Annotated in this window: 15 protein-coding genes; 9 read left to right on the top strand and 6 right to left on the bottom strand. The window is 55.9% G+C overall.

All coding sequences use genetic code 11. The annotated features are described in order from the left end of the window. Positions 1-35: 35 nt before the first annotated feature. The gene (locus tag DBR02_RS00555) at positions 36-1544 is read right to left on the bottom strand and encodes an anion permease (RefSeq protein WP_074160984.1); all 1509 of its coding nucleotides are present in this window, start codon (positions 1542-1544) and stop codon (positions 36-38) included. Between the two features lie 604 nt (positions 1545-2148). Between DBR02_RS00555 and DBR02_RS00550 the strand changes: the two genes are divergently transcribed. Both DBR02_RS00550 and DBR02_RS00545 read left to right on the top strand, forming a co-directional pair. After that, the gene (locus DBR02_RS00550) at positions 2149-4929 is read left to right on the top strand and encodes a flavocytochrome c (RefSeq protein WP_107533314.1); all 2781 of its coding nucleotides are present in this window, start codon (positions 2149-2151) and stop codon (positions 4927-4929) included. A gap of 58 nt (positions 4930-4987) precedes the next feature. Continuing rightward, positions 4988-5950: an FAD:protein FMN transferase gene (locus tag DBR02_RS00545; protein WP_107533313.1), complete on the top strand. Its 963-nt coding sequence runs from the start codon at positions 4988-4990 to the stop codon at positions 5948-5950. Here DBR02_RS00545 and dcuR read toward each other — a convergent pair. Continuing rightward, a complete protein-coding gene (gene dcuR, locus DBR02_RS00540; protein WP_006811173.1) occupies positions 5931-6650 on the bottom strand; it encodes a two-component system response regulator DcuR in 720 nt (239 codons plus the stop codon). The genes DBR02_RS00545 and dcuR overlap by 20 nt on opposite strands. Continuing rightward, the gene (locus tag DBR02_RS00535) at positions 6647-8263 is read right to left on the bottom strand and encodes a sensor histidine kinase (RefSeq protein WP_107533312.1); all 1617 of its coding nucleotides are present in this window, start codon (positions 8261-8263) and stop codon (positions 6647-6649) included. Before DBR02_RS00535 ends, dcuR begins: the two co-directional genes overlap by 4 nt. A 153-nt stretch (positions 8264-8416) precedes the next feature. On the opposite strand from DBR02_RS00535, the gene DBR02_RS00530 reads away from it, so the two are divergent. Continuing rightward, on the top strand, positions 8417-9280 hold the full coding sequence (locus DBR02_RS00530; RefSeq protein WP_107533311.1) for an N-acetylmuramic acid 6-phosphate etherase: 864 nt from the start codon (positions 8417-8419) through the stop codon (positions 9278-9280). 40 nt (positions 9281-9320) lie between these two features. Here DBR02_RS00530 and ompC read toward each other — a convergent pair whose 3' ends face one another. Then, positions 9321-10508 (bottom strand): porin OmpC, encoded by a 1188-nt coding sequence (gene ompC / locus DBR02_RS00525; RefSeq protein WP_107533310.1) that lies wholly within the window; start codon positions 10506-10508, stop codon positions 9321-9323. Between the two features lie 283 nt (positions 10509-10791). Between ompC and DBR02_RS00520 the strand changes: the two genes are divergently transcribed. Genes DBR02_RS00520 through DBR02_RS00510 form a run of 3 tightly spaced genes read left to right on the top strand, consistent with a single transcriptional unit; the run spans position 10792 to position 13442 of the window. Next, positions 10792-11493: a phosphohydrolase gene (locus tag DBR02_RS00520; RefSeq protein WP_063450189.1), complete on the top strand. Its 702-nt coding sequence runs from the start codon at positions 10792-10794 to the stop codon at positions 11491-11493. 43 nt (positions 11494-11536) lie between these two features. Continuing rightward, positions 11537-12970 carry a DNA cytosine methyltransferase gene (locus DBR02_RS00515; protein WP_107533309.1) on the top strand — a complete coding sequence of 478 codons (1434 nt, stop codon included), beginning with the start codon at positions 11537-11539 and terminating at the stop codon, positions 12968-12970. Beyond that, positions 12951-13442, top strand: a complete 492-nt coding sequence (locus DBR02_RS00510; RefSeq protein WP_107533308.1) for a very short patch repair endonuclease — start codon at positions 12951-12953, stop codon at positions 13440-13442. Before DBR02_RS00515 ends, DBR02_RS00510 begins: the two co-directional genes overlap by 20 nt. On the opposite strand, the gene yedA is transcribed toward DBR02_RS00510, so the two are convergent. Continuing rightward, entirely contained in the window at positions 13414-14328 is a 915-nt protein-coding gene (gene yedA, locus DBR02_RS00505; protein ID WP_107533307.1) for a drug/metabolite exporter YedA, read from the bottom strand. The genes DBR02_RS00510 and yedA overlap by 29 nt on opposite strands. 174 nt (positions 14329-14502) lie before the next feature. Here yedA and DBR02_RS00500 point away from each other — a divergent pair, with 174 nt between their 5' ends. From DBR02_RS00500 to dgcQ, 3 genes are all read left to right on the top strand, one after another. Beyond that, the gene (locus tag DBR02_RS00500) at positions 14503-15417 is read left to right on the top strand and encodes a DUF808 domain-containing protein (protein ID WP_353887284.1); all 915 of its coding nucleotides are present in this window, start codon (positions 14503-14505) and stop codon (positions 15415-15417) included. Between the two features lie 78 nt (positions 15418-15495). Further along, on the top strand, positions 15496-15678 hold the full coding sequence (locus tag DBR02_RS00495) for a YodC family protein (RefSeq protein WP_063450184.1): 183 nt from the start codon (positions 15496-15498) through the stop codon (positions 15676-15678). Positions 15679-15761: 83 nt separating this feature from the next. Then, positions 15762-17462 carry a cellulose biosynthesis regulator diguanylate cyclase DgcQ gene (dgcQ, locus tag DBR02_RS00490; RefSeq protein ID WP_107535606.1) on the top strand — a complete coding sequence of 567 codons (1701 nt, stop codon included), beginning with the start codon at positions 15762-15764 and terminating at the stop codon, positions 17460-17462. Here the strand turns inward: dgcQ and DBR02_RS00485 are convergent. Next, positions 17447-18247 carry a mannosyl-3-phosphoglycerate phosphatase-related protein gene (locus DBR02_RS00485; RefSeq protein ID WP_107533306.1) on the bottom strand — a complete coding sequence of 267 codons (801 nt, stop codon included), beginning with the start codon at positions 18245-18247 and terminating at the stop codon, positions 17447-17449. The genes dgcQ and DBR02_RS00485 overlap by 16 nt on opposite strands. Positions 18248-18415 lie beyond the last annotated feature (168 nt).

Here is an 18415-nt window from a genome sequence, read left to right as displayed (position 1 = left end):
TAAAACCGCCGGAGGAGAAGTCCGGCGGTCAGGAATCAGAACATCATGGACATCCACGGGTAGCCAATCAGCAGCAGGGCCGCCAGGAAGATGGCGCCGAAGATGGTGCCGAGGCGCCAGTAGTCTTTGGTTGGCAGGTAACCGCTACCGTAGTAAATCGGGCTTGGACCAGTACCGTACGGGGTGATGATCCCCATCACGCCCAGCGAGGTCACCATCAGCAGGACGAACACTTCCATATTCATGCCCGGAATGGTGGAGGCGATGGTCAGCATCGCCGGCAGCAGCGCCGTGGTGTGCGCGGTGGTGCTGGCAAACAGGTAGTGCAGCAGGTAGAACGCCAGCAGCAGGACGATGGTCGCCACGCCCGGAGAGATACCGCTCATCAGCAGGCCGCCTTCTTTACCCAGCCAGCTGATAAAGCCGGTGGAGGAGAGGCCATCCGCCAGCGCCACCAGGGTGGCGAACCACACGAAGGTGTTCCAGGCGGCTTTGTTGCCGGTGATGTCGTTCCACTCCAGTACGCCGGTCCACAGCATCAGGCCGACAATGAGCAGGGCAGCCATCGCGGGCTCAATCCATGCGGCGGCGAAGATCCACATCAGCAGCGCGCAGCACACGAACACCAGCAGCAGGATCTCATTGCGCGACAGTTTGCCCAGTTTTTCCAGCTCACGGGTCGCCCACAGCGGCACTTCGTTGTTCACCTTCACTTCCGGCGGGTAGAACCAGTAGGCCAGCAGCGGCATGGTCAGGATCAGCAGGATGCCCAGCGGCAGGAAGGCGAGGAACCAGGTGCCCCAGGAGATATCAATCCCAACGGTGCTTTTTACCAGCGCCAGCGCCAGCAGGTTTGGCGCAAGGGCGGAAAGGAACATGGAGCTGGTGATACAGGCCGCGGTAATTGCCACCCACATCAGATACGAACCGATTTTACGCGCGCTTGGGTCGTTCGGTTTTGAACCGTACAGCGGCGGCAGGTTGGCGATAATCGGGTAGATGGTCCCACCGCTGCGCGCGGTATTGGACGGGGTAAACGGTGCCAGCAGCAGGTCCGCGAAGGTAATCGCGTAACCGAGCGTCAGGCTGCGACGGCCCAGATATTTCACCAGAATCAGCGCCAGGCGGCGGCCGAAGCGGGTTTTGTCGTAGCCCGCGGCAAACATAAAGGCACCGAAGATCAGCCACACGGTGGAGTTACCAAAGCCGCTCACCGCCCATTTAAAGGAAGCGCCCGCCAGCTTGAATTTCGGGTCAGCCAGCTGTTCGGGGCTAAAGAGCACCCACTGGCTGCACAGCGCAATCGCCACCACGCCGGTGAGGCCGATTACGGCGCCCGGCAGAGGTTCGAAAATCAACCCGACGATGACGCCAACAAAGATGGCGAAGTAGTGCCACGCATAAGGCGGCAGACCTTCAGGAACGGGGACAAACAGCAGCAGGACGGCAACGATGATGGGCAGGGCCATCATCAGCAGGCGTTTTGCTGTTCCATTTGATGCCAGATTCGCCGCAGGAGGCGTTACAGCAGTTTTTGTTTTCATAGTTTCACGTCTTAAGTTGTCAAAAATTCGTCGTACAGCGAAAACACACATTCGATTGCTTTATTCGTTTTGCTTTTTTTAGTTATTTAAGGTGCGTTTTTGTGTTTTCAGTAATAGCGATTTAACGCATTTTTGTTTGCGCTAAATAAAAATGATGATGTTTTTATATTGCGCCTTTGGATGCCATTACTATTGATCGCGATCAAAAAAATAGAATTATGAGCGTATTTTTATACTTTTTATAATAACCACTCGGAGTAGTATGGTTATTCGCTGGCTTTACGCATTTTATGTATCAAATTTATAACATTTTAAAATTGGTATTTATGTTATTGTTTGATTTATATGGATTTCTATTGATGTAGGTGTATTGGTTTGACCTTTGCTGATTTAACTTTTTTTAAATTAATGTGAATGGGTGAAACATTCCTGCTAACACCAATGTGTTATTAATGTTACCGAAGGGATTAAATAGTTTATTAACTAACGTAATAGCTTTGGAAACTAAAAAAAGCATTATATTACTTCCATGACATCGGCAAAAAATACGAAATAAAACGATCCCGATACCGAATTCTTAATTTTAAAGTTTGGAGTTTCTATTATGAGCACTAACGAACGAATTTTAAGCCCCTTCACATTACCGAATGGTACTGAACTCAAAAACCGTTTGTTAATGGCCCCAATGACAACCTGTACCGGTTATTACGATGGCACCGTGACCAGCGAGCTGGTGGAGTACTATCGCGCCCGCGCTGGCAGCATCGGCACCATTATCGTTGAGTGCTGTTTTGTTGACGATCTCGGCCTGGCGTTCCCGGGTGCAATTGGGATTGATAACGACGAGAAAATCGCCGGGCTGGCGAAAATCGCTGACGCTATCAAATCCAAAGGCTCTAAAGCCCTTCTGCAAATCTACCACGGCGGCCGTATGGTCGACCCAAAACTGATTGGGGGTCGCACGCCGGTTGGCCCAAGCGCGGTTGCCGCGCCGCGTGACGGTGCCGCGACGCCGGTTGCCCTGACCTCAGAAGAAGTGGAAGGCATGATCGGCAAGTTTGGCGACGCCGTACGCCGCGCGATTCAGGCTGGCTTTGACGGCGTCGAAATTCACGGGGCGAATACCTATCTGATCCAGCAGTTCTACTCCCCGAATTCCAACCAGCGCGACGACGAGTGGGGCGGCAGCCGCGATAACCGCGCGAAATTCCCGCTGGCGGTGCTGGACATCACCCACAAGATGGTGCGCCAGTACGCGGACGACGCGTTCATCATTGGCTACCGTTTCTCTCCGGAAGAGCTGGAAGTCCCGGGCATCCGCTTCGAAGACACCCTGTATCTGCTGGAAAAACTGGCCGCACGCGGGGTGGATTATCTTCACTTCTCCCTTGGCGCCGCCCTGCGTCCATCTATCGTCGACACGCAGGATCCGACGCCGCTTATCGAAAAATACTGCGCGATGCGTTCTGACACGCTGGCACAGATACCGGTAATGGGCGTCGGCGGCGTGGTGAATGCTGCCGATGTGAATAAAGCGCTGGATCATGGCTACGACCTGATTGCCGTAGGCCGCGCCACCATCGCCTACCCGGACTGGACCGATCGCATCGCGGCGGGCGAAAGCCTTGAGCTGTTTATGGACAGTACCCGACGCGAAGAGCTGAACATCCCGGAACCGCTGTGGCGCTTCTCGCTGGTAGAGGCGATGATCCGCGACATGAGCATGGGTGAATCGAAGTTCAAACCGGGCACCTTCGTTGAAAAAGTGCAGGACGATGCCAACGAGCTGGTGATCAACGTCAGTCTCGAAACCGATCGCATCGCTGATATCGAGCTGGCCTCAGGCCCGAGCGAAGACGTGGAGTTTGTCACCAGCTTCGAAGAGATCCGTACCCGCATTCTGGATGCCAATACCCCGCACGTGGACGCCATCACCGGCGCAACCAGCCAGAGCGAGGCGGTGAAAAAAGCAGTCTCGAAAGCGATGCTGAAATCCAGCAAAGCGCTGGCGGCAGAAGAGGGTGCAGACCCGAATGAAACCAGAAGCGTCGACGTGGTCGTGGTCGGCAGCGGCGGTGCAGGGCTGGCGGCGGCGATCCAGGCGCATGACGAAGGCGCGAGCGTACTGATCGTTGAGAAAATGCCAACCATCGGCGGTAACACCATTAAAGCCTCGGCAGGGATGAACGCGGCAGAGACCCGCTTCCAGCGCGTGAAAGGTATCCAGGACAGCAAAGAGCTGTTCTACCAGGAAAGCCTGAAAGGCGGCGGCAACAAAAACAACCCTGAACTGCTGCGTCGCTTCGTGGAGAACGCGCCGGAGGCGATTGAGTGGCTGGCCACGCGCGGCATTATGCTGAACGACATCACCACCACCGGCGGGATGAGTATTGACCGTACGCACCGTCCGAAAGACGGTTCCGCAGTAGGCGGGTATCTGATCAGCGGCCTGGTGCGTAACGTCAACAAACGCAACATCGAAGTGATGCTGGATACCTCCGTCAGCGACATCATCTTTGAAAATGGCGAAGTCACCGGCGTGCGTCTGACCACCGAAGAGAACGAAACCCTCACCGTGGCAACCAAAAGCGTGATTGTCGCAACGGGCGGCTTCAGCGCCAATAGCCAGATGGTGGTGAAATACCGTCCGGACCTGGAAGGGTTCGTGACGACTAACCACAAAGGCGCAACCGGCGGCGGTATCGCGCTGCTGGAACGTATTGGCGCGGGCACCGTGGATATGGGCGAGATTCAGATCCACCCAACCGTGGAGCAGAAAACGTCGTACCTGATTTCCGAATCCATCCGCGGCGGCGGGGCGATTCTGGTCAACCAGCAGGGGAACCGCTTCTTCAACGAAATGGAGACCCGCGATAAAGTTTCGGCGCAAATCATCGCGCTGCCCGAGAAATACGCTTACATCGTCTTTGACGAGCATGTCCGGGCTAAAAACAAAGCGGCGGATGAGTACATCGCGAAAGGCTTCGTGACCAGCGCCAGTTCGCCAAAAGCCCTGGCGGAAGCGCTCGGGATGGATCACCACCAGTTCCTGGCAACGCTGGAACGCTACAATGGTTTTGTGGAAAAACAGCACGACGATGATTTCGGCCGCACCACCGCGCTGCGCGCGCCCATCAACGAAGGGCCGTTCTACGCCATTCAGATTGCACCGGGCGTACACCACACCATGGGCGGTGTGACCATCAATACCGATACCTGCGTGCTGGACAGCAACCACAACGTATTGCCAGGGGCGTTTGCTGCGGGTGAGGTTGTCGGGGGCATCCACGGCGGTAACCGCATTGGCGGTAACGCGGTGGCAGATATCATTATTTTTGGTACGCTAGCAGGACATCAGGCGGCTATGCGTTCGAAAACACGGTAAGGCTCCTGTTTCCCCGGCGGCGCGGTGCCTGCCGGGGCTACATATGAGGACTCATGCAATGCCTGATAGCCATCGCGTTTACAGCTACTCCGCCGTTCTGATGGGCTCGCCCATCCTCCTGAAACTCTTTTCCCACGACGAAGCGCTCGCCTCCCGCGTGTTTCGCCTGATCAAACAGTATGAAGATCTCCTTACCGTCAACCGCGCGCATTCGCAGGTGATGAACATCAACCATGCTGCCGGTCAGCATCCGGTTGCCGTCAGTCGCCCGGTGTTTGACCTGATCCGCTGCGCGAAAGCGGCCAGCCAGATGGAAGACAGTGCGTTTAATCTGGCGATCGGCCCGCTGGTCAAACGCTGGAAAATTGGCTTTAAGGGGGACGCCGTGCCGCCCGCAGACGAGATCGCTGCCTTGCTGAACATCACGCATCCTGCGGACGTGGTGCTGGATGAGGCCAGCAGCAGCGTATTTCTCACTCGCCCGGGAATGGAGATCGACCTGGGCGCAATCGCCAAAGGCTATATCGCTGACAGGGTCCGGGACCTTCTGCGCAAAGAGGGGGTTGAGCTGGGGTTAATTAATCTCGGCGGCAACATCCAGACGTTAGGCTCGCCGGAGGGCGGCTGGCGCGTCGGCCTGAAAAAACCGTTCGCCGGAGACGCGTTGATTGGGACGATGACGGTAGAAAACCGGTCGGTCGTGACGTCAGGCACCTATGAGCGCTACTTTGAGCAGAACGGCAAACGCTATCATCACATTCTTGACCCGCGCACCGGCTACCCGCTGGATAACGAACTGGACAGCGTGACGATTGTGTCGAAAGACTCCATCGACGGCGATATCTGGACCACGCTGATCTACGGCATGGGCGTGGAGAAGGGGTGTGCCGCGCTGCGCTCTCGCCCCGATATTGAAGCCATCTTTGTCACCAAAACAAAAGAAGTGGTGATCTCCTCGATGCACCACTTCCGCTTTACCCTTCTGGATGACAGCTACCGCATTACTGGCAGTACTGTTTGAGCAGCCCGACCTGTTCCGGCTGCAAACGGTAGCGATACACCGGTCTGCCGGTCGCGCCGTAGTGAATGCTGGTAAACAGGATATTAATTTGCGCCAGCCAGATCAGGTATTTGCGGCAGGAAACGCGGGAAATGTTGACCGCGTTCGCCAGATCGTCAGTGGAAAATTCCATTTCCGGATGGCTGTCGATCCACTGGCAAATCGTGCGCAGCGTCTGCGGGGTTAATCCTTTCGGTAATTTTTTGCTGTCGGCCAGCTCCGGCGCGCCGCCGTGGATCAGCCTGTCGACGTCGGCCTGTTCATAATACTGATGCGACCCCATCAGGCTGCGCTTTGCCTTCCAGCCGTTCAGCGCCTCTTCGAAACGCGGGAACTGGAACGGCTTAATCAGGTAATCCACCACGCCATAGTGCATCGACGTCTGGATCGTCGCGGCGTCGGACGCCGACGAGATCATGATGACGTCGATCGGACGGCCCGACGCGCGGATGATGGGCAGCAGATCCAGCCCGTTATCCTGCTGCATATACACATCCAGCAGCACCAGATCGATCGGCTGGCCAGGGTTTGCGATCAGCGCCTCGGCCTGGTTGAGCGTGGACGCGACGCCGCAGCAGCTAAAACCCTCAACGCGGTTTACATACAGACGGTTGAGGTCGGCTACCATGGCGTCATCATCGACAATTAACACATTTATCACGCGATATTCCTCTCGCTATCCCAGGGGATCTGAACAAAAAATTGGGTAAATACGCCAGGCTCCGACTCGACGGTAATATCGCCGCCCAGGTTCTGGATCTGCTGACGTGCAAGGAACAGCCCAACGCCGCGGTTTTCACCTTTTGTTGAGTAGCCCTTTGTAAAAATAGCCTCCAGCCGCTCGGGATCAATCCCGGGGCCGTCATCGCTGACCTCTCCGCTCAGCCAGCCGTTCTGGTAATGGAGCAGCAGGCCGATCTCGCCTTCCGGGTGACCTTCCATCGCATCCAGGGCATTTTCGATTAAATTGCCCAGCACGGTGATCAGCACCGCAACCTGCTCTTCATTGGTGGTATCGGGAAGCTGGCTCTCCTCCGCCAGCGTCAGGGTCACTCCGGCCTCTTTGGCGCGGTTAATTTTACCCAGCAGGAAACCCGCAATGACCGGCGATTTAACCTTGCGCTGTATCGCTCCGATGTCCGTCTGATAATTCTGCGCGGTCTGGATGATGTACTCCTCCAGCTTATCGTAGCGCTTCATGTGCAGCAGGCCGAGGATCACGTGCAGTTTGTTCATAAACTCATGCGTATGCGAGCGCAGGGCATCAACGTAATTGACCATGCCGTCAATACGCTGCATTAGCTGGCTGATTTCGGTTTTATCGCGGAACGTGCTGATCGCCCCGATCACCTGATTCTGGCTTTTCACGGGGACCATGTTGCACAGCAGCAGCCGTCCGTTACAGCCGATCTCCTGATCCTGGCGAGCAATGCCGGTTTTTGACACTTCGCGCAGGCTGGCCAGCAGCGGTTCACTGCTGCTTTCGGAGTGCTGGCCCGAGGTCAGGAGTAAAATCTCTCTGGCGGTGTGGTTAATCATCGTCACGCGACCGTGCATATCCACGGCCATCACACCTTCTCGCAGGGACTGTAACATGGCCTGACGCTGCTCAAAGAGGGCGGAGATCTCGTAAGGCTCCAGCCCGAAGAGGATGCGTTTCAGCACCCTGACCAGGCCCCATATCGCCAGTGAACTCATCAGAACGCTGAACAGGATAGTCCACACGGCGTTGAGCCGTCCGCGGGCAATCTGATCTTCCACCTTATTCAGCGAAATCCCTACCACCACTACGCCGATCTGGTCGTGCCGATCGTCATACACGGGCGTAAAGACGCGCAGCGCTTCCGCGAGTGCGCCGCGGTTAACGGAGACATTCTCTTTCCCTTCCAGGGCAGGCGTCAGATCGTCGCCGATAAAATGCAACCCTAACAGCGCTTCATTGGGGTGGGAATAACGAACACCGCGCAGATCGGTGACCACGGTAAACAGCAGGTCGTTGCGCTTCGTTACCGCCTGGGCAATCGGCTGGATGATGCCGGCCTGGGGTGAGGCCATCAGGCCACGCTTGATATCCGGGCTGTCGGCCAGCGTTCGGGCAATACCCAGCGCGGTATCCTTCACGTCATCGCGCGTGGCGCGGGTGATCTGCACGGAGTACAGCGCGAACACCACCAGCAGCACAGAGCCGATAATGGCGCACACCATCAGCGTAACCAGCGTATTCAGCTTCATGGGACGCTTGCGCATCGGGGGGAAGGGCCGCAAATCGCTCATTAACACTCCGCGATGAAAAAGAAAGGGCTAATTATCGCTGATGAAGGCCATTTCATAAAGCCATGTAAAGAGAGGCGTTTCGTGAGCCTCCTCTCAGGTGACCTATATAAAACACTTTATAGTGTGTGGGTACTCATAATAAGGAGGCAGTTTATGAGCATTATGCTTACCGGTACGGCCAGGGAAAGACGGCAGGCCAGCACGACGAACATCGACCGATTATCCACGCTGGATATGCTTAACGTCATTCATCAGGATGACGCGCAAATCGCTTCTGCACTTACCCCTCACATGACGATGCTGGCCCGCGTGGTAGATAACGCGGCGGCGACGCTGAGCCACGGCGGACGTCTGATTTTGACCGGCGCGGGCGCGTCCGGACGCATGGCGGAGCAGGCGGCAGAAGCGTTCGCGCCGGGAAAACATCCCGTTATTGCGATCACAGCAGGCGATAACGCCGGAAGCTACGCGCGCGGCGTTGCCGATCTCCAGACCATTGATTTTGGCGAGCACGACATGATGCTGGCGCTGTCCGTTAGCGGCAAAACGCCCTGGGTGTGGGGCGCGATGCGTCATGCGTGGTCTCTGGGTTCAACGGTCGCGCTCATTACGGAGGATGCACAAAGTGAAGCGGCGCAGCTGGCGAGCATGGTCATTGCGCCCGAGCTGGGGGCTGACGTGGTTGCCGGGTATGCCAACACCAAAGCGGGCATTGCGCAAAGCATGATTATGCATATGGTTACCACCGGTCTGGCGGTACGGACCGGACGGGTGTACAGCAACCTGCGCGTCGATCTGGAAGCAAGCAGCACCAAATGGGCCGAGCGACAGATTGCCATTGTGATGGAAGCCGGGGGATGTTCCCGGGCGCAGGCGAAGGCCGCGCTGGAAAGCTGTAATCATCAGTGTAAAACGGCGGTACTGATGGTGCTGACGGGTCTGGATGCCTGGAAAGCCCATGAGCTGCTGGTGCAGAATAACGGGTTTATTCGCCTGGCCTTGCAGGAAGCGCCGTAAATAAAAAAGCCCGCATTGCGGGCTTTACTTTTTGTGCGGATTAGAACTGGTAGGTCATGCCGACGCCAACGATGTCATCGGTTGCAATACCGTTGTCATTGTAGAAGGCGTCATCTTCGTCCAGCAGGTTAATTTTATAATCAACGTAGGTGGAGAAGTTCTTGTTGAAGCTGTAGGTCATGCCCACGTCGATGTAGTTAACCAGATCCTGGTCAACGTAGTCATAGCCGTTGCCTGGGTGATAATCGTTACCGCCCAGGTCAATGCCTTTTGAATAGACCCACGCCAGGGATGGACGCAGACCGAATTCAAACTGGTATTGCGCTACGGCTTCAAAGTTCTGCGTTTTGTTGGCGATGCCGTCACTGCCGTACGGCGTCATGTTGCGGGTTTCCGCGTACATCATGGCCAGATAGACATCATTCGCATCGTATTTTGCGCCAACTGTCCACGCTTCCGCGCGTTCACCGCCCGCATATTTGCTGAAGCGGTTGTAGCGGCCATTACCAGCTGCGACCTGGTCGTTGGTACGGTCAGAGGAAGAATACGCCGCACCCAGCGTCAGGCCGAAATCGAAATCATAGGTGGAAGACATGCCGAAGCCGTCGCCGTTCTGGAAACGAACGTCATCATGGCCGTTTTTGGTGCCTTCCTGAGTATTGAAATAATGGCCTTCCTGATCTTCATGTGGTCCACCTTCATTATTGCCCTGGTATTGCAGCGCAAAATTAAGACCGTCGACCAGACCGAAGAAATCGTTATTACGGTAGGTCGCCACGCCGTTAGCACGGCCAACCATATAGTTGTCGGTCCAGGTGTAGGAATCACCACCAAATACCGGCAGCATATCGGTCCAGGCTTCAACGTCATACACGACGCCGTAATTACGGCCGTAATCAAATGAGCCAAAATCGCCATATTTCAGGCCCGCGAATGCCAGACGGTTAAAAGAGGTATCGCCAGCGTCTTCGGTGTCATTTGCGTAGGTTTTATATTCCCACTGGCCGAAGCCGACCAGATCGTCAGTAATCTGCGTTTCGCCTTTGAAACCAATCTGAACGTAGGTTTCATCGCCGTCGTCGCCCGCGTTGTCTGAGAAGGTGTGGCGCGCATCAACCTTGCCGTACAGGTCGACCTTGTTGCCGTCTTTGTTGTACATCTCAGCCGCATTGGCTGCGCCAGCCATTAATAAAGCGGGTACAAGCATTGCCAGAACTTTTCTTTTCATTATATATTCCCTTTAAATATAAATTGTCTGAATATATGTAATTACTCTCCGTAATTACATGGCCGATACTATTCTATGGATTGTTATTTAGGTTCAAAAATAAATGTAATTAAAATAGTAAAGATATTACAAAATATTTCTTTTTATCTCTTTATTTTTCACGTGAATTAATGCCTTGAATATATAGCGGGTAATTATTATTAAGTATTTCGCAATTCTATTTTTTAAAGTCTTTCATTTGGATATATTATAATTTCACGCTTTCGAACTACAGGACGTCATAATGGAACATGCGCAGTGGCAGCACCGCTTTGAACGCTGGCTCAATGAAAATCATTCTACCGAGGACGCGGCGCATGATATTGCGCATTTTCGCCGCGTCTGGATGACCGCGCAGACCATCATGGCCGGGGAGGGCGCCGATCCGCTGGTCGTGCTGGCCGCCTGCTACTTCCACGACATTGTCAGCCTGCCTAAAAACCATCCCGAGCGGAGTCAGTCCTCGCGGCTGGCGGCGCGTAAAACGCGCGAAATCCTGAGCGGCGCGTTTCCGGACTTTCCGGCAGAGCGCTATGCAGCAGTTGAACACGCTATCGAGGCGCACAGCTTCAGTGCGGGCATTGCGCCGCAGAGTACAGAGGCGAAAGTCGTGCAGGACGCTGACCGGCTGGAGGCGCTGGGCGCCATTGGCCTGGCGCGCGTGTTTGCCGTGTCGGGGGCGCTGGGCGTCGCGCTGTTTGACGCCGACGACCCGTTTGCCGGGGCGCGAGCGCTGGATGATAAAACCTTCGCGCTCGACCACTTTCAGACCAAACTCCTGCGCCTGCCGGACACCATGCAAACCGCGCGAGGCCGGGAGCTTGCGCGTCACAATGCTGATTTCCTGATCCAGTTTATGGCGAAGCTGAGTGCCGAATTACAGGGGGATTACCTCGGAACAGATAGCCAGGTGCTGAACCATTTCCGTCGCAGTCTGCGATCCTGAACTGTGGTACTCTGTTTTCTGTCTTTATTGCCCGGTTAAGAGAATGCAGGAAAATCGATCAGTGACTGTGCCCGCGCCCGAGCGGGTTGAGAAATCAACGGCAGCCGTGCAGGCACTCCTGCATCAGCTGCTGGAAATGTACGATGCTAAAACGCTGGCAAACCAGCTGGAGGCTCATGGCGAGAGCCACTGGAGCCCGGCGATACTCAAACGGCTGCTGATAAGCGACAGGGCAGGACACCGCCTCAGCGACGGCGAGTTCCGCTACCTGCAAAATTTGCTGCCGCGTCCTCCTGCCGCGCATCCGAATTATGCTTTTCGCTTTATCGATCTCTTTGCCGGCATCGGCGGCATTCGCCATGGCTTTGAAGCCATTGGCGGGCAGTGCGTGTTCACCAGCGAATGGAACAAGCATGCCGTGCGCACCTATAAAGCGAACTGGTACTGCGACCCCGACGCGCACCAGTTCAATGCGGATATTCGTGACGTCACCCTGAGCCACAAAACCGGCGTCAGCGACGAAGAGGCCGCCGAACACATCCGTAACACCATTCCGGCGCACGATGTGCTGCTGGCCGGTTTCCCGTGCCAGCCGTTCTCGCTGGCTGGCGTATCGAAGAAGAACGCGCTGGGGCGCGCGCACGGCTTTGCCTGCGATACGCAAGGCACGCTGTTCTTTGATGTTGCCCGGATTATTGATGCCCGTCGCCCGGCGATTTTTGTGCTCGAGAACGTTAAGAATTTAAAGAGCCATGACGGGGGCAAAACCTTCCGCATTATCATGCAAACTCTGGATGAACTGGGCTACGACGTGGCGGATGCAGAAGATATGGGGCCGGACGATCCGAAAATTATCGACGGTAAACACTTCCTGCCACAGCACCGCGAACGCATCGTGCTGGTGGGTTTCCGCCGCGATCTCAATCTGAAAGGCGACTTTACGCTGCGTGATTTGCCCTCGCTCTATCCGGCGCGTCGTCCGACGGTGGCCGAGCTGCTGGAGCCCGCCGTCGATGCAAAATTTATTCTGACGCCGGTGCTGTGGAAATACCTCTATCGTTATGCCAAAAAGCATCAGGCAAAAGGCAACGGCTTTGGGTTTGGCATGGTTAATCCGCTTAATCCCGATAGCGTGACGCGCACGCTGTCGGCGCGCTACTACAAAGATGGCGCGGAAATTCTTATCGATCGCGGCTGGGATAAGGCGCTGGGTGAAAAAGATTTCGACGATCCGCAGAATCAACAGCACCGGCCAAGGCGCTTAACCCCGCGCGAGTGCGCCCGCTTAATGGGGTTTGAGACGCCGCAGGGCTACCGTTTTCGCATCCCGGTGTCGGATACTCAGGCCTACCGCCAGTTTGGCAACTCGGTGGTGGTGCCGGCTTTCGCCGCCGTCGCAAAACTGCTGGCCTCTCGCATCAGCAAGGCCGTTCAGCTTCGTCAGAGTGAGGCCGTCAATGGCGGACGTTCACAATAAGGCCACGCGCAGCAAGAACATGCGCGCCATCGGCACGCGTGATACCGCGATTGAAAAACGGATCGCTGGCCTCCTGACCGCCGTCGGGTTTGAATTCAGGGTTCAGGATGCCACCCTTGCGGGGCGTCCTGATTTCGTGATCGACGCGTATCAGTGCATCATCTTTACCCACGGCTGTTTCTGGCATCATCACGACTGCTATCTGTTTAAAGTCCCGGCGACGCGCACCGAGTTCTGGCTGGAGAAGATTGGCAGGAACGTCGAGCGGGATAAACGCGACGTTTCGCAGCTTCACGCCCAGGGCTGGCGGGTGCTGATTGTCTGGGAGTGCGCGCTGCGCGGAAAAATGAAGCTGAATGATGTGGAACTGACGGAACGGCTGGAAGAGTGGATCTGCGGCGGCGGTCAGGCCGCGCAGATCGACACCCAGGGCATTCACCCGATCACGGTTTCTCCACCCCACACGGTGTGACAACTGGCTTCGCGGGCAGCAGATATTTACCCAGCGTGACCAGCACCACGGCAAAAACAATCACACCCAGCGCCAGCCATTCAATTGGCGACAGCACTTCGCCAGCGAAACCGGTACCCAGCAGCACGGCAACCACCGGGTTAACGTAGGCGTAGCTGGTGGCAACCGCCGGGGAGACGTTGCGGATCAGGTACATATAGGCGTTGATGGCAATAATCGAGCCAAACAGCGCCAGATACCCGACGGCCAGGAAACCAGAGAGGCCTGGCATCGCCGTCAGTTTTTCTCCCGCCAGGGTGGAGGCAATCAGCAGCACGATCCCTGCCGCGAGCATCTCAATGGCACCCGCCATCATCCCGGAAGGCAGTTCAATGCGGGAGCCGTAGACCGAGCCGAAGGCCCAGCTCATGGAGCCGATCATGATCATCACCGCAGCCCACGGATTCCCGCTCAGGTTACCGCCGCTGTTAAGCATGATGATGCCCGCAAGCCCAATCGCGATGCCCAGCCATTCGAGCTTGCGGGTGCGGATCCCAAACAGACGACTAAAGCAGAGCGTAAACAGCGGCACGGTCGCGACAACCACCGCGGCGATCCCTGACGGCACGTTCTGATGTTCGGCAACGGTTACCGCACCGTTGCCCACCGCCAGCAGCAGCAGGCCGATCAGGGCGGCGTTAAGCAGAGGGCGCAGCGGCGGAAGCTTATGGCCGCGCAGCAGCAGAAACGTCAGCAGCAGCACGCCGGCTGCAAGGAAGCGAACGCCTGCCATCATCAGCGGGGGCCAGCTCTCCACGCCAATGCGAATGACAAAATAGGTGGATCCCCAGATGATATACAGGGAGAAAAGCGCTCCAATGAGCGGTAATAAATGCCGGAAACGCATAGTTCCTCACGACGGAATAAAAAGGTCGCTCATAGTTAACGCCAAAACTATCTCGCTGGCGAGCGCTTTAATTGGGCTGCATATGTGAAATTTTTGTTGACGCGAGGTGCCAGTTTCCGGGCGGTGAGTTTTGTTCCATACTATTCACTTAATTAGCAAAAAAGAAGGATAGAGATTTTGGCAGGAAGTAGCTTATTAACATTACTGGACGATATCGCCACCTTGCTGGATGACATTTCGGTGATGGGAAAACTGGCGGCGAAAAAAACCGCCGGGGTACTGGGAGACGATCTGTCCCTGAACGCGCAACAGGTGACCGGCGTGCGGGCGAACCGTGAGCTGCCGGTGGTGTGGGGCGTAGCGAAAGGGTCCTTTATTAACAAGGTGATCCTCGTTCCGCTGGCGCTGCTCATCAGCGCATTTATCCCCTGGGCCATTACGCCTCTGCTGATGATTGGCGGGGCGTTCCTGTGCTTCGAGGGCGCCGAAAAGGTGCTGCATATGCTTGCGGCGCGCAAAGAGAAAGACACCCCCGAGATGCGCCAGCAGCGTCTGGAAGCACTGGCCGCGCAGGATCCAAAAACGTTCGAGCGCGATAAAATCAAAGGCGCGGTTCGTACCGATTTCATCCTCTCGGCCGAAATTGTGGCGATTACGCTTGGGATCGTCTCCGAAGCACCGCTGATGAATCAGGTTCTGGTGCTTTCGTTGATTGCCATTCTTGTCACGGTTGGGGTGTATGGCCTGGTCGGGCTGATCGTCAAGCTGGATGATATCGGCTTCTGGCTGGAAAAAAAATCCAGCGCCATTGCTCGCGGTATCGGCAAAAGCCTGCTGGTGCTGGCCCCGTGGCTGATGAAAAGTTTGTCGATAGTGGGAACCCTGGCGATGTTCCTGGTCGGCGGCGGTATTATCGTGCACGGCGTGGCCCCGCTGCATCATGCCATTGAGCATCTGGCGTCAGGTTATGGTTCGGCGATCGCCGCCATTCTGCCGACGCTGCTTAACCTCGTGCTGGGCTTTATCGTCGGTGTCATTGTGGTGGCAGTGGTTAAGCTGATTGGAAAAGTACGCGGCACAGCGCATTAATTATTGATGCGCTGCGGATGCAAAAAGGCTATTCCTCGTCTAAATTGAAAACGTTTCACCCTGATACAGGAGGCAGGTATGGTCTTTTTGGTCAGTGATGAAGTTAAGCCTAAAAGTGGTGGTCCAGGCATGATTGTCACCGGTTATTCCAGCGGAATGGTGGAGTGTCGGTGGCATGACGGATACGGCATTAAGCGTGAGGCTTTTCGAGAAGACGAGCTTCAGCCTGCGAATAACAGGCAAGAGCGCGACAAGGCTTAATCACACAACGCCCGGCCATGCCGGGCGTTTTACTGGCAGAAGACGTATCCTGTCGGATGGCGGGCGACAATCAGGGAGTGGGTGTGCAACACGATACCTTTGTTGAAAAACAATCTTTGTTGCAGTGGCTGCATAAGCGTAGCAATCCCGGTTTGATTGTTAATCTCTGTTTTATCGTTGTCCTGATCTTTTCCACCCTCCTGACCTGGCGCGAAGTCGTGGTGCTGGAGGAGGCCTACATCTCCAGCCAGCGTAACCATCTGGAAACGGTGGCCAGCGCGCTGGACAGAGAGCTCCAGTTTAGCGTCAATAAAATGCTTTATTTTCGCCACAGCATGCTTGATGCGCTGGAGACGCCGCTGGCGTTTGGGGTTCTGCAAGAAGCGGTAAAGCGTTTTGAACGCGTGAGGCGTTCCCCCGTCTGGCAAATCGCGGTCGATCCAAAACGCACGTTACCGATTAACGGCGTTTCGGATGCGTTTGTTGAACAAACAACGCTGCTTAACCGCGATGACGATTACCTGGATAAGGAGATCTCCGCCGCCCTCGAAGTGGGCTATTTGCTGCGCCTGGCATCCACGAACTCACGTCACGAGGAGCGGATATTATACGTTTCTCGCGCGGGTTTTTTTCTGGAAACGGATACACCTCCCCATCACAGCGATATTGCACAGCGCTATTACCATCTGGTGACGCAGCCCTGGTTTACGCAGCAGACGGATCGTGAAAACCGGGCGCGGGCGGTTCGGTGGTTTATCTCTCCTCCCTCGGCCTTTGCCGGAAAAAAGCCGCTTATTACTGCCAGCGTGCCGGTTTACTACGATCATGTCTGGTATGGCGTGGTGGCGATGGATTTTACCTTTGCCACCATGCGTCAGCTGCTGGTGGAGGCAATGGACGACCATACGGAAGGGGAGTACCAGCTGTATGACAGCCGCCTCAACATGCTGGCAACCACCGAGAAGCCAGCGGACGAGGTGAATCATTTCAATGAGCTGGAATTAGCGCAAATCGCGCACGCCATAGAACAGGACACCGAGGGCGGTATTCGCCTGGGAAGCCGTTTTATCAGCTGGGCGCGCCTCGATCATTTCGACGGCCTCGTCCTGCGGGTCCATACCCTGGATGAGGGGGTGCGCGGAGATTTCGGCAGCATCAGCATTGTTTTGGCCCTGCTTTGGGCGCTGTTCACCGCGATGCTGCTGATTTCATGGCTGGTGATCCGGCGCATGGTCAGTAATATGTATTCGATGCAGAACTCGCTGCAATGGCAGGCCTGGCACGATCCGCTGACCCGGCTGAATAATCGTGGGGCGCTGTTTGAGCAGGCGAAAAGGCTGGCGAAGCAGTGTGAAGAGCAGTCGCTGCCGTTCTCGGTCATTCAGATCGATCTCGACTGCTTCAAGAGCATCAATGACCGGTATGGGCATCAGGCGGGTGATAAGGTGTTGACCCACGCCGCCGGGCTGATTGCCAGTACCCTGCGCGCGAATGATATTGCCGGACGCGTCGGTGGCGAAGAGTTCTGCGTCGTGCTGCCCGGCCTGACGATTGAAGAGGCGGCAGTCGTCGCAGAGCAGATCCGCGAGCGTATCAACAGCAAAGAGATCCTGATTAAGAAAAGTACGACCCTGCGCGTGAGCGCGTCGTTTGGCGTTTCCTGCGCCCTGGAGAAGGGCGATTACCACTTCGAAAATCTGCAATCCGCCGCCGATGCGCGGCTGTATGAGGCGAAACAGCGCGGGCGTAACCGGGTTGTCTGGCAGGCTCACGACAAAAAGTGATCGAGCCCTTCACGCCAGCCGGCCGGTCCGGTGTGCTGCGTATGGTATACCCGCGCGGGATCGTTATTTTTAAGGCTGACACCCTCCCGGTTGAACCCTTTCACCACCACGGCGAAGCCTACGCTGTCCAGCAGCGGCGCATCGTTGGGGCCGTCGCCCAGGCCCAGCGTCGTCGGCTCTTTACCTTCGTGCAGGCGATACTGGTCCACAAGCCAGTGAACCGCCACGTCTTTGCCGCAGGCGTTGTCCAGAATGTGCCAGAAGCGTGCTCCCTGGACGATCTTCAGCCCCTGCCGGGCCAGTTCGGTTGCGAAGCGCGTCATTTGTTCATCACCGTCACGCCAGATAAGCGTCACGGACGCCTCATGTTTGCGTGCAAGCGCCGAACGTGGGCGGCTCAGCCCGGTCCATTCGGCGACCACGCGCTCATCCACATCATCAAAGGTGGTAAATTTCAGGTGCAGTTCCTGACGAACCCGGTCAATAAACTGCCGGATTTCGTCATGCTTTTTTTCCGAGATGAACCGGGCGGCGTTTTCCCACCGTACGTCAGGCTGGATCACCGCGCCGTTTTCCGCAATGTAAGGTAGCCCGACAAGCCCAAGCTCCTGCTGGATGTCCTGCATCTCAGACGCGGTTTTGCTGCTGCACAGAATGACCGGTATCTGCTCATCCTGTAGTCTCTCCAGCCAGGGGGCGGCAGGCTGCCAGTCAAACGTGTGAAAATCCAACAGCGTGCCGTCGAGGTCAGTAAAGACCAGCAGCGTCTCCTGAAGCGAAGGCATAAACTCTCCTGGAAGATGGCGCGTTTTATGAGAAAATTCTTAAAAAAGAGAGGCGTTGTCACCCCGTTGAACCGGTAACGATCCCGACAAACCCACACCCCACGCAGGTTTATACTCATAACAAAAATTCACATGTATAAAATATTATATTCGCTCAGAGAATATATG

It is taken from the genome of Enterobacter cloacae complex sp., assembly GCF_900322725.1.
In the GTDB taxonomy this organism is placed as follows: domain Bacteria; phylum Pseudomonadota; class Gammaproteobacteria; order Enterobacterales; family Enterobacteriaceae; genus Enterobacter; species Enterobacter quasihormaechei.
The sequence above is the reverse complement of the archived record's forward strand: the minus strand, read 5'-3'. Positions and strand labels throughout refer to the sequence as shown.